This window comes from Shimazuella soli, from assembly GCF_022511585.1.
Taxonomy (GTDB): Bacteria; Bacillota; Bacilli; order Thermoactinomycetales; family Thermoactinomycetaceae; genus Shimazuella; species Shimazuella soli.
In genome coordinates this window covers 65663-77643 of sequence record NZ_JAKWBN010000008.1, presented here as the reverse complement: position 1 = coordinate 77643, position 11981 = coordinate 65663, and the positions used below count along the sequence as shown (strand labels likewise).

14 protein-coding genes are annotated in these 11981 nt (G+C 41.7%); 5 read left to right on the top strand and 9 right to left on the bottom strand.

Annotated elements, in window-relative coordinates; all coding sequences use genetic code 11:
• Window positions 1-2 precede the first annotated feature (2 nt).
• The 8 genes from hslV to MK805_RS15015 all read right to left on the bottom strand — a co-directional run bounded on the left by hslV (window position 3) and on the right by MK805_RS15015 (window position 8078).
• Window positions 3-542 carry an ATP-dependent protease subunit HslV gene (gene hslV / locus MK805_RS15050; RefSeq protein WP_240876719.1) on the bottom strand — a complete coding sequence of 180 codons (540 nt, stop codon included), beginning with the start codon at window positions 540-542 and terminating at the stop codon, window positions 3-5.
• A gap of 14 nt (window positions 543-556) precedes the next feature.
• Window positions 557-1879 carry an FADH(2)-oxidizing methylenetetrahydrofolate--tRNA-(uracil(54)-C(5))-methyltransferase TrmFO gene (gene trmFO / locus MK805_RS15045; RefSeq protein ID WP_240876718.1) on the bottom strand — a complete coding sequence of 441 codons (1323 nt, stop codon included), beginning with the start codon at window positions 1877-1879 and terminating at the stop codon, window positions 557-559.
• Between the two features lies 1 nt (window position 1880).
• The gene (topA, locus tag MK805_RS15040; RefSeq protein WP_240876717.1) at window positions 1881-3953 is read right to left on the bottom strand and encodes a type I DNA topoisomerase; all 2073 of its coding nucleotides are present in this window, start codon (window positions 3951-3953) and stop codon (window positions 1881-1883) included.
• Between the two features lie 161 nt (window positions 3954-4114).
• Window positions 4115-5197: a DNA-processing protein DprA gene (gene dprA, locus MK805_RS15035; protein ID WP_240876716.1), complete on the bottom strand. Its 1083-nt coding sequence runs from the start codon at window positions 5195-5197 to the stop codon at window positions 4115-4117.
• Window positions 5198-5258: 61 nt separating this feature from the next.
• Complete coding sequence (gene sucD / locus MK805_RS15030) at window positions 5259-6164, bottom strand: succinate--CoA ligase subunit alpha (protein WP_240876715.1); 906 nt, start codon at window positions 6162-6164, stop codon at window positions 5259-5261.
• Between the two features lie 24 nt (window positions 6165-6188).
• On the bottom strand, window positions 6189-7349 hold the full coding sequence (sucC, locus tag MK805_RS15025; RefSeq protein WP_240876714.1) for an ADP-forming succinate--CoA ligase subunit beta: 1161 nt from the start codon (window positions 7347-7349) through the stop codon (window positions 6189-6191).
• Window positions 7350-7506: 157 nt separating this feature from the next.
• A complete protein-coding gene (locus tag MK805_RS15020) occupies window positions 7507-7650 on the bottom strand; it encodes a hypothetical protein (RefSeq protein ID WP_240876713.1) in 144 nt (47 codons plus the stop codon).
• 269 nt (window positions 7651-7919) lie between these two features.
• A complete protein-coding gene (locus MK805_RS15015) occupies window positions 7920-8078 on the bottom strand; it encodes a hypothetical protein (RefSeq protein ID WP_240876712.1) in 159 nt (52 codons plus the stop codon).
• A gap of 264 nt (window positions 8079-8342) precedes the next feature.
• Between MK805_RS15015 and MK805_RS15010 the strand changes: the two genes are divergently transcribed.
• The 3 genes from MK805_RS15010 (at window position 8343) to MK805_RS15000 (ending at window position 9694) form a co-directional block, all read left to right on the top strand.
• Window positions 8343-8708, top strand: a complete 366-nt coding sequence (locus MK805_RS15010; RefSeq protein ID WP_240876711.1) for a hypothetical protein — start codon at window positions 8343-8345, stop codon at window positions 8706-8708.
• A gap of 128 nt (window positions 8709-8836) precedes the next feature.
• Window positions 8837-9205, top strand: coding sequence for a basic helix-loop-helix domain-containing protein (locus MK805_RS15005; protein WP_240876710.1), 369 nt, complete (start codon window positions 8837-8839; stop codon window positions 9203-9205).
• A gap of 48 nt (window positions 9206-9253) precedes the next feature.
• Window positions 9254-9694, top strand: a complete 441-nt coding sequence (locus tag MK805_RS15000) for a hypothetical protein (protein ID WP_240876709.1) — start codon at window positions 9254-9256, stop codon at window positions 9692-9694.
• Here the strand turns inward: MK805_RS15000 and MK805_RS14995 are convergent.
• Window positions 9689-10300: a tetratricopeptide repeat protein gene (locus tag MK805_RS14995; RefSeq protein ID WP_240876708.1), complete on the bottom strand. Its 612-nt coding sequence runs from the start codon at window positions 10298-10300 to the stop codon at window positions 9689-9691. The genes MK805_RS15000 and MK805_RS14995 overlap by 6 nt on opposite strands.
• A gap of 173 nt (window positions 10301-10473) precedes the next feature.
• Here MK805_RS14995 and MK805_RS14990 point away from each other — a divergent pair, with 173 nt between their 5' ends.
• Together MK805_RS14990 and MK805_RS14985 are read left to right on the top strand one after the other, a co-directional pair.
• Entirely contained in the window at window positions 10474-11247 is a 774-nt protein-coding gene (locus MK805_RS14990) for a DODA-type extradiol aromatic ring-opening family dioxygenase (RefSeq protein ID WP_240876707.1), read from the top strand.
• 190 nt (window positions 11248-11437) lie between these two features.
• The gene (locus MK805_RS14985; RefSeq protein WP_420833086.1) at window positions 11438-11932 is read left to right on the top strand and encodes a CAP domain-containing protein; all 495 of its coding nucleotides are present in this window, start codon (window positions 11438-11440) and stop codon (window positions 11930-11932) included.
• Window positions 11933-11981 lie beyond the last annotated feature (49 nt).

Sequence of the window (11981 nt, the reverse complement as noted above, 5' to 3'; positions counted from 1 at the left end):
CTTTAAGCCTCCTCAACGATGATATGATCATTGGTAAACACACAAACTTCACTAGCAATAGTCAAAGAGGCTTTGGCTATCTCTTTTGCAGTTAAATCAGGGGCATATCTTTTTAATGCACGACCAGCAGACAATGCATAACTTCCTCCTGAACCGATAGCTAATACATCATCATCTGGCTCAATCACTTCCCCATTACCAGAAACCAATAACAATTGTTCTTTATTTAATACAATCAACATCGCTTCTAAAGATTTCAACATCTTATCTGTACGCCATTCTTTTGCTAACTCTACTGCTGCTCTGGTGAGAGAACCTTGGTATTCTTCAAGCTTTCCTTCGAATTTTTCAAACAATGTAATAGCATCTGCTACAGAACCTGCAAATCCTGCTACTACCTGCCCACGGTAAAGTCGGCGAATTTTCTTGGCACCATGTTTCATGATCATTTGATTTCCAAATGTAACCTGACCATCACCAGCTATTGCAGCTTCCCCATTATGACGAATGGCAAAGATAGTAGTTGCATGAAATTGCTCCATTGTATCCCTACTTTCTATCTATCATAAGACTGTACATTGATCTGAGTAGATATTTTACCCAACTCTAATATAGCACGCTCAGCATATTGTTCTGCTCGCTCCTTCTTTCCTCTCATTGGAGAATCCAGCGGAGCAAATAACCCAAAGTTTGCATTCATCGGTTGAAAATGTTTACTATCTGTTGTCGTTATGTAGTGAGCCAAACTCCCCATTGCTGTAGCAGGAGATAAAGTGACAAGTTCTTCTTTCTTAGCCAAACGCGCAGCATTTATCCCTGCTAATAAACCTGCTGCAGCAGACTCCACATACCCTTCTACACCTGTAATTTGGCCAGCAAAGAATAAATCATCCCGACCCCGAAACTGATAAGTAGGTTTGAGTAACTTAGGCGAATTTAAAAATGTATTGCGGTGCATAACACCATAGCGAACAATTTCTGCATCTTCCAAACCAGGAATTAATTGAAGTACTTCTTTTTGTGGTCCCCATTTAAGGTGTGTTTGAAATCCCACTAGGTTAAACAATGTTCCAGCGCTGTTATCTTGTCTGAGCTGAACGACAGCAAAAGGACGCTTTCCTGTTCGTGGATCTGTCAGTCCAACTGGTTTCATCGGTCCAAAGAGCAATGTTTTCTTGCCGCGACGAGCCATTACCTCTATTGGCATGCATCCCTCAAAATAGATTTCTTTTTCGAATTCTTTTAAAGGGGCAGATTCTGCTGAGATGAGTGCATCATAAAACCGATTAAATTCATCTTCATTCATTGGACAATTGAGATATGCTGCTTCCCCTTTATCATAACGTGATTGCAGGAAAACCTTTTCCATATTTATGCTGTCTTTCTCCACAATAGGTGCAGCAGCATCATAGAAATACAAATATTCTTCTCCAGTCAGCGTTTGAAGTTTGGCAGACAAATCTGGCGATGTCAGAGGACCTGTAGCAACTACCGTTATGCCATCAGGCAGCTCTTTTACTTCTTCTTTGACTACTTCTATGTTAGGATGCTCGGATAAAGTACGGGTAATGGTCTGAGAAAATGCTTCTCGATCCACAGCAAGCGCACCACCTGCAGGAACTGCGTGCTGGTCTGCGCTTTTGATGATTAAAGAATGAAGTCTCCGCATCTCTTCTTTTAAAATACCGACTGCATTAGTAAGGCCAGCAGCTCTGAGAGAATTGCTGCATACCAACTCTGCAAACTGATCTGACCTGTGAGCTGGTGTTTTTCGAACAGGTCGCATCTCGATCAATTTAACGGCAACCCCGCGAGAAGCAATTTGCCAAGCAGCCTCGCTACCTGCCAATCCTGCACCTATTACTGTAACGCTTTTCATGTTAATTTTTCTCCTCTTCGTAATCACACTTGGTGCAAACAATGAATGTTTCTTTCTTTTTCTTTTTTTCTACTAACAATCCCTTACATCGGGGGCATGGACGAGGAACTGGTTTATCCCAAGAAACAAAATCGCACTCGGGGTAGCGTGTACATCCATAAAACAACCGATTCTTTTTACTCTTTCGCTCTACTACTTCCCCTTCATGACAAACCGGACAAGTTACGCCCGTAGATTTGACGATTGCCTTTGTATTACGACAATCAGGAAATCCAGAACAAGCTAAAAATTTCCCAAAACGGCCATGCTTGTAAACCATTACCTTGCCACACTTCTCACAGACTTCATCCGATTCTTCGTCCGCAATCTCTACTTCTGCCATCTCTTCCTCAGCGACGGATAAACGACTTCGAAATGGCTTATAAAATTCAGCCAACAACTTCACCCAGTCGATTTGCCCTTCTTCAACTTGATCCAAATCTTCTTCCATATGAGCAGTAAAGGTGACATCTAAAATCTCTGGAAAAAATTCTTCCATCATAGCTAATACAATTTCCCCTAGTTCAGAAGGGACAAAACGTTTGTCCTCCATCAAAACATAGCCGCGTTTCTGAATGGTATCTAATGTAGGTGCATAGGTACTAGGTCTACCTATCCCTTTTTCTTCCAATGTTTTGACCAATCTCGCTTCTGTATATCGGGGAGGTGGTTGTGTAAAGTGTTGCTTTGGGTCTATTTTTTTCTTGGTCAAAGTTTGTTTTGGTTCCAAAGCTGGTAGAAATTTTTCTTCTTCCTGCTTCTTTTCATCTGTTCCCTCAATGTATACCTTCATAAACCCTTGAAATTTTATTTTTGATCCAGTTGCACGAAATGTTGCTATTCCTGCTTGTATATCAGCAGTAACAGCATCTAAAATAGCAGGTGCCATTTGACTTGCGACAAATCTTTCCCATATGAGCTTATATAAACGAAATTGATCTCGTTTTAAATAATCTTTTACCTCTGCTGGAGTACGAAGTACAGAAGATGGTCGAACTGCCTCGTGAGCATCTTGAGAATTTGCCTTCTTAGCAGCACCTTTGCTTCCTTTGGACACATAATTGTCTCCATACGTTTTCCGAATATAATTTTTTGCTTCCTCTTTTGCCGTATCACTTATTCTCGTCGAGTCCGTACGCATATAGGTAATAAGTCCTACGCTACCCGCTTTTCCAAGCTCTATTCCTTCATAGAGCTGCTGCGCTATTGCCATTGTTTTTTGCGGACGGAAATTAAGTTTACGGGCAGCTTCTTGTTGCAGTGTACTGGTAATAAAAGGAGGAGACGGATTACGCTTACGTTCTGTTAAGCGGACGTCAGATACAATAAATCTTTTTCCTTTTATCGCTGCTAATAACTTTTCAACATCGGCCTCTTTTTTTAATTCTGTCTTCTTATTTTCATATCCATAAAATTGTGCTTCAATCGTTTCTTTACCAGTCGATAAATGAGCAGTAACTGTCCAGTATTCCTCTGGCTTAAAATTTCGTATTTCTTTTTCGCGGTCAATCACAAGTTTTACTGCAATCGATTGTACTCGGCCAGCACTCAAGCCTCGTTTTACCTTTTTCCAAAGGAGTGGGCTTATACCATAACCAACCAAACGATCGAGAATTCGTCGTGCTTGTTGCGCGTTGACCAAATCCATATTAATAGGACGCGGTTGTTTAAACGCGTCTTTCACAGCTTGTTTGGTAATTTCTCGAAAAACAACACGGCAACTTTCATTTGGATCAATATTTAAACTGTTAGCCAAATGCCAAGCAATCGCTTCCCCCTCACGATCAGGGTCAGCCGCTAGATAAACCCGTTTTACACGCTTTTTGGCATCCTTTAATTGTTTCATCACATCGCCTTTACCACGAACCGTTATATATTTAGGCTGAAAATCTTGCTCCACATCTACACCTAATTGGCTCTTTGGTAAATCTCGAACATGGCCCATCGATGCCTTTACAATATAACCACGACCCAAATATTTACTAATAGTTTTTGCTTTTGCTGGGGACTCTACGATCACCAACGAGTCGGCCATCAGGGGCCCTCCTTCCTCGCCTTTCGTTCATACCAGATAACATACCAAACCAAACATCAGTGTGCAACAAAAGTTATATGTTGTATGTATGTTGACTATAAGAAATAATGATTTCACTTCATCTCTATCCATACAATCCAGTTACTAGAAATTTAAACAAATCAAGATTTCTTTATGTAATGCGAACCTGGCAACTGAGCGATACAACCTTTTATTTCTAAAGATAACAAAGAACTATGTAAATCGCTAATTGTCATTTTGTCCGTAATTCTTTCCATTAAAGATGTGATATGCTCAGGTTCATCAGAAAGATATTCCCAAACTTCTTGTTCTAAGGAAGTTAATTCGATCGCAACTGCAATCTCCTGCTTCGTTTCTGTAAAGGCTTCTGTACGCCAATCTGGAAGTTCTTCCAATATATCCGTCACCGATTGCACGCACTTTGCTCCTTGTTGAATCAAAGAGAGTGTTCCTTTGCTTCCTTGCGAATGAATCGGACCTGGCACAGCAAATACTTCTCTGCCTTGCTCCATGCTAAACTCAGCCGTTATTAAAGACCCGCTTCTCTCTGCAGCTTCTACAACTACTGTCCCAAAAGACAAACCACTGATAATTCGATTTCGCTGTGGAAAAAGCCCGGGATGGCCCGGTGTACCTGGTGGATATTCGGAGATCACCAAACCAGATCGAATCAATTGATGATACAATTTTTGATGATGTTTGGGAAATATTTCATCGATTCCTGTACCTAAAACAGCGATCGTCTTACCACCAGCTGCTAATACGCTCTGATGAGCTATACCATCAATTCCAGCTGCCATTCCACTGACAACCGTCCAGTTTACCTGGGATAATTCACGGCTCAATTGTTCCGTTACTTTCCGACCGTATATACTAGCTTTTCTTGTACCGACAATGGCAATACATTTGGTATTCAATAACGATCGATCTCCAAGTAAGTACAACACCCACGGTGCTTGGGGAAGCTCACGTAACAGAGGAGGATAATCATCATCAAATATTGTTATCGTATCAATTTGTTTTTCCTCCAGTTTACGAAGCACTTTATCCATATAACTAGATGACCAGTTTTTGCGGATCACTTGGGCAGATTTCACCTGCAATTTACTTAAAATACTCTCCTGTATTTTGCCACCTTCCCATCCAAATTGAAATAGGTGACGGATAGTTGACCAGCCAACACCATTTAGATGATGGACAGCAATTAATGATTTGCGCAGCAAGAGATGAGCCCCCTCTATTGGAAACAAAAAAGGAACCTATGATAGGTTCCTTTTCATACTATTAGCTCTTTACGACAAATTCATCTAATAATCCTTTTGCTTCCAATAAGTTTACCAAGGTTTCTCCAATAACAGCAGGAGTTGCTGCTACAGATACACCACAACGCTCTAAGGTAGCAATTTTCTCAGCTGCTGTTCCTTTTCCACCAGAGATAATCGCACCAGCGTGACCCATACGTTTTCCAGGAGGTGCAGTTTGACCACCGATGAAGCCCACAACAGGTTTTGTCATATTTGCTTTGATCCATTCTGCTGCTTCTTCCTCAGCAGTACCGCCAATTTCACCGATCATGATAACTGCTTTGGTCTCTGGATCATTTTCAAATGCTTCCAACACATCGATAAAGTTGGTTCCGTTTACTGGGTCTCCACCGATACCAACCGCAGTAGATTGTCCAATACCTCGAGTACTGAGCTGATGTACTGCTTCATATGTCAAGGTTCCAGAGCGGGAAACAATGCCTACATGACCTTTTTTATGAATATATCCAGGCATAATGCCGATTTTACATTCGTCAGGAGTGATGACTCCAGGGCAGTTAGGTCCGATCAGACGGGTTTTCTTGCCAACTAAATAACGTTTCACTTTTACCATATCTAGTACAGGAATACCTTCTGTAATACAAACAACGAGATCGAGTTCAGCGTCGATTGCTTCCATAATAGCATCTGCGGCAAATGGAGCTGCAACATAAATAACGGAAGCAGTAGCACCAGTTGCGGCAACTGCATCTACAACCGTATTAAAAACAGGAAGACCTTCTACAGTGGTACCACCTTTACCAGGAGTTACCCCACCTACTACTTGAGTTCCATACGCAAGCGCTTGTTGGGTATGGAAAAGACCAACTGCACCTGTGATTCCTTGAGTGATCACTTTGGTGTCTTTATTAACAAAAATACTCACCTTGCATGCTCCTCTCTATCAACCTTATTTCACTAGTTCGACGATCTTTTGTGCTCCATCAGCCATGGAATCTGCTGCTACAATTGCAAGACCGGACTCATTCAACATTTTCTTACCGAGTTCCACATTGGTTCCTTCGAGACGTACCACAAGTGGGCGATCTAGTTCAACTTGTTTTGCTGCTTGAATAACACCATCTGCGATAACATCACATTTCATGATTCCGCCAAAGATGTTGACAAAAATACCTTTTACTTTTTCATCAGACAAAATAATTTTAAAAGCTTCTGTTACTTTCTCAGCAGTTGCTCCGCCCCCAACATCCAGGAAGTTAGCTGGGTCTCCATTATAATGTTTGATGATGTCCATTGTTGCCATTGCAAGTCCAGCACCATTTACCATGCAGCCGATGTTTCCATCTAAGGCAATATAGCTCAAGTCATATTTGGATGCTTCGATCTCTTTTGGATCTTCTTCATCTAGATCGCGAAGAGCAACGATATCTTTTTGGCGATACAAAGCATTGGAGTCAAAGTTTAATTTTGCATCAAGTGCCATAACTCGGCCGTCTGTCGTCGTAACAAGCGGATTGATTTCTGCTAATGCACAATCTTTTTCTACGAAAGCTTTATAAAGAGCAAGCATAAATTTCACTGCTTCTCTTACTTTATCTTTTGGGATATTGATCCGATTTGCAAGGCGGTTCGCTTGGAAAGGCAGCAAACCTACTGCTGGATCTACCACTTCTTTGAAGATTTTTTCAGGTGTTTTTTCAGCTACTTCTTCGATCTCTGTTCCACCTTCTTCAGAACCCATCAATACAACAGAGTTAGAAGAACGGTCGATGACAACACCAATATAGTATTCTTTTTCAATTGGACAGCCTTCTTCGATAAGAAGACGTTTTACTTCTTTGCCCTCTGGACCAGTTTGATGTGTAACTAGTACTTTTCCGATTAATTCATTTGCAAATTCACGTACTTCATCTAGGCTTTTTGCTAGTTTTACTCCACCAGCTTTTCCACGTCCACCTGCATGGATTTGTGCTTTTACCACCCATAGGTTTCCACCTAAGGATTGTGCTGCTTGTACTGCTTCATCTGCATTAAAAGCGACATATCCATTTGGTACTTGGACGCCAAATTTCTTTAGCACTTCTTTTCCTTGGTACTCATGTACGTTCATGCTCCATCCTCCAGTCCATAGATAAAAAGCCAACTCAGGGTATATATGTAATGGCAAATAAAATGATTTGCTCAAGTTTTCTCCCTTGGCTCCCCTGCAAGTATAGTCCATTTTTTTTGACTTGCCAAGAGAAAAAGGACACCAAAACAAGGTGTCCTTACATCACTAACTTGATGATGGTTGCAACGATAAAAATCCCGAAGAGCACTCCGCCTGCTACCCCTGCAGATACCATAAAATCAATAAATTCATTTTCTTTGTTTTCATTGGAATCATCATGTGCTTGCACTTGTGAACTCACCAAGGACCCTCCCCTCTTATAACAGGCTTAGTATACCAAAAAAGCGGGAGTAAAAACATCTTATAAGAGGCAAAACTATTTTTAGAATTATTTAATTCATCACAAACGAAGCCGTCAATACCTAGTGAGGTTTTGACGGCTTTCTATGGGAAATTTGATTATTTGCATTTGGGTGCCGGTCACAGATTGCTCTGTGACCGGCGCTCCAGTTAGTTGTTCCAGGACGGAACTCAACTCATCGAGGAGCTCATCTCACAACGGTCGTTGGACTACCGCACCTCGTTCATCTTGATCAGCTTGGAGAGCGAGGCCCTCAGCCGCTGCTCCTTCGTCGGCTGGACGGGAACCCGCCTGCCACCGACGATGGCGTTCTTGGGGAGGGGACCCTTGGGGATCGCGGAACCACCGGTGAAAACGGAACGTGCCATGGAAGAAAACTCCTGGAGGTAATGATGCGAACATGATGTTCTCATCGGTTATTTATATTGTAGCAACACTACAAACCTTTTGACAAGACAAACAGATATATATGTAATTTTCATATAACTATTTTTAAAAATACTCTTCATCTCATGCATCTAATTTATAATTACAAAAAAATATAGTCATTATATAAAAATCACCCTATAATAATACATAAGATTATCGAACTTGCAGACTCCAATATAACAGGCAAAAGGTAGAGGTCCACCATGAGCCCTAACCCTTACATCCGCTCTTTCCTGTCGAAAGAATTCTCCAATCATCACGAAATTCCTCAGGATGGCGATTTGGAGCGTGCAGCTGATGTTGCACTCCGGGAACTGAAGAGGCATGGTGTTCAAGAGAGGGCAGATTGGCCGCTGCTTGACCTCCCATTGCACCTGAAAGTCCGGTTTATCGTTGAGGTGCTAAATACGGTACCAGACATGCAGTTTCTCATACTCATCCGGATAAATGGCCGTATTGACTGGGCTCTGGATGCGATCAACAAACGACTGCAAGTTCTGCGAGTCGCTTATCAAAACAACAATTCCCCCACATCGCTCTGGAGGAGAAGCTGCTTCTCTGACTACTAAATGCTCCATTAGTCATACAGGCAGAGGCGCCCGGGCATGTACTCACGTACAAGCTCGGGCGCCGCGTGTTTCAATCAACATTTGACCCTACCTATTGGAAAAAAACAAATATTTGGCATATACTTAAAGTGCAAGGCATAGCAATCGCTAGCACATTGAAAGGACGGCACATGCTGTCACACGCTGTCGACGCCCTTCAGGAGAACCTGAAGACGTTCCACCCAGAGGAGAAGCTGACCGATAACGAGACGTTCCAGAACGCTCTGGTTTACGTCAGCGCTACGGTCGGTCTCCCGAACCTGCCCGAGTCTGTCGAGCAGCTCAACACTCTGCTCCAGATGGTGCGCGGGATAGGGGATTCCCTCGGTACTCTCGAAGGAGCGATCGCCGCTATGCTGGACGTCATCCAGCATGAGCGGATGCAGAACGCGCCCAAGTCTCCTGTAAAGGAGGCAAAGGAAAACTGGATCAGCAGGATTCTTAACGGAGACCTCTGATTCAGCAAGCGCCCGAGCAACTCACACAGCCAGTGTGGAGATGCTCGGGTGCAGTACTTGAAAGGAGCATTTGCCTTGCATATAAAATTTGCCACGAGTCATCAATATCTCTTTTCTCATCACCAAGTCCAGCATGCCCTGATCATATGGGACAAAGAATCACGAAAAGACATTTACCTTGTAGACACAGAAACACCCGATACTCTCACCCTTCGCTATCCAGGTGAAACATATCGGGAACGTTTATTGGACGAACTGGAGCCTTATTTTTTTCAAGTTTTGCTGACAGAAGATGATAGCGAAATAGCCGTAATCTTAGGCGCTACTTTTGATTTTCAAGATCAACTGGTTGGCATGTATTATTCCAAAACAGAAAAACACACTCCCTATTTCTTCTATTTACAAAATGGACAACTTTTAGACATTCTAGAAATAGATTACACAGCAGTCATTGAGCAATTCCGCCTTCTCTATCCCCAAATGTTATAAACTTGGCGTACTCCCTTCCTCATCTTTCATAATATGAGCCATGACAATGGCTGTTTCTGTTGCTAAAATAAGCGATGGATTGTTTTTCTTTTTCCTCAGATCGAGCGCTTCTTCAAAGCGCAGGATCGCATTTTCATACTCTCCTAATTCCAGTAAACATTTCCCCATATGTTGTAGTGCATAGTCCCGATAGTTCTCTAAATCTTTGTAGCTGCTGATCGCTAAGGCTTGTTCAAAGCAAGCTAAGGCTGCTTCATGTCTCTCATCATATTTAAACGCTTCCCCAAGTCGTATCAGGGCTCGCAGCTCACCCTGTAAATCTTCCTCTTGTTTGGTCAACTCTAAAGCCTTTTCCAAATACTGTACTGCTTTAGAAGTTTGATATAATACCCGATAACCATTGCCGAGGTAACTATAGAGGAAAATCAACACTTGCGGATCGACTTTTGGTTCTTGTAACACTTGTCTGAGATATGTATTTGCTTCTTCTAAAACAGCTTTCAACTCCCCTTCATCCACTGGCTGTTCGCGGAGAAATTGAGCTGGATTGTATTGCATATAATGCGATAGATTTGGTAATTTCTCTTTTAATTTCGATAATCTCATTTTATTTTTCTGACCCCTTCCGATTCCATTATACCATGAAATTGGGTGTTCTTACCTTACCAAACAGCATTCCAATGGGAAAGAATCAGACCTTTCTTTAGCAAATCACAAGGAAATAACGGTTTGCTTTTTCGATCATTCGGGGAAACTAGAATATAAAAAGGAGCTCACCCATGTCATCCCTTTTCCTGTCTCACGGTTCTCCTCTTATTGCCATTCGAGAGGATAGTTATACCAAATTTCTACATAAGCTTGGACAAGAGCTTAAACGACCAAAAGCCATTGTCCTTTTTACTGCACATTGGGAAAGTGAAGTACTAACACTATCCTGCCATGATGAAACATATAAAATGATCTATGATTTTGGCGGTTTCCCAGATGAAATGTACCAGATCACTTATCCTGCAAAAGGCTCTACGGAAGTAGTAAAACTTACCCAGCAACTCCTTTCAAATAAAGGCATCACCACAAAATTGGATACTGATCGAGGTCTAGATCATGGGAGTTGGACATTGCTCAAACACCTTTACCCTGATGCTACTATCCCAGTAGTACAAGCATCTGTTAATCCATTCCTGCCAGCAGAAGAGCAGTATCAGATCGGCGAAGCGCTCCGTGGATTAGCCAAACATGATATCTTGCTGATTGGCAGTGGCTCTACGGTACACAATCTTCACATCTTAAACTGGGATCAAAAAGAGCCTGAACAATGGGCAATACAATTTGACCAATGGCTCATCGATCAAATCACAACCCAAAATAAAGAAGCATTGTTTCACTATGCTTCACAAGCTCCCCATGCAGAGCGAGCAGTCCCTAGACCTGAACATTTTGTTCCTTTTTTGATCACCGCAGGGGCATGTTCTTCTGAAGCATCTGTATTGTTTCAAGGCTATGAACTAGGCAGCCTCAGCTATCTTTGTGTTGGGTTTGATCTGAATCTATAAGCTGTATAAACAACGGGATCGTATGTGTAAGAAATGCGATCCCAAATGCAAACAACTCTTTAAACTGCACCTAAAACAAAAGAAAAAAATGTAAAAAAGAAATAGATTTGTTAATCTTTTCGCCACCTAAATAGTTCTAATTTTCTTTATAATGGAGATATTCCCATATAAACAGAAAGGGGTTATTCCATTGCAAAGAATATTTTCATTTCTGCTAACTCTTTCTTTATTCATCAGCCTATTCTCTCTTACCCCCGCGACCTATGCTCAAACTGTCAATCCAAAACAAGAATACACTGTCTCCAAATACGAACAAGAAGTAATAAACTTAGTAAATGAAGAGCGAAAAAAACGCAATTTAGATCCACTAAAATTGGACATAAAACTTAGCCAATTAGCTCGTCAAAAATCAGAAGATATGCGGGATAAAAATTATTTTGATCACACCTCCCCTACTTATGGAAAACCTTGTGACCATATGAAAAAAGAAGGGGTAGATTACAGATATTGTGGTGAAAACATCGGAGCTGGATACAAAACACCAGAAGAAGCGATGGATGGCTGGATGAAGAGCGAACCGCATCGAGAAAATATCTTAAGCCCCAACTACACTCATATTGGGGTAGGGTATGCAGAAGGCGGGGGAGAATACGGGACGTATTGGACCCAACAATTTAAAGGGTAAGCAGTGGAATAATCCACTGCTTTTCTCGTTTATGTTATATAAAAGATTT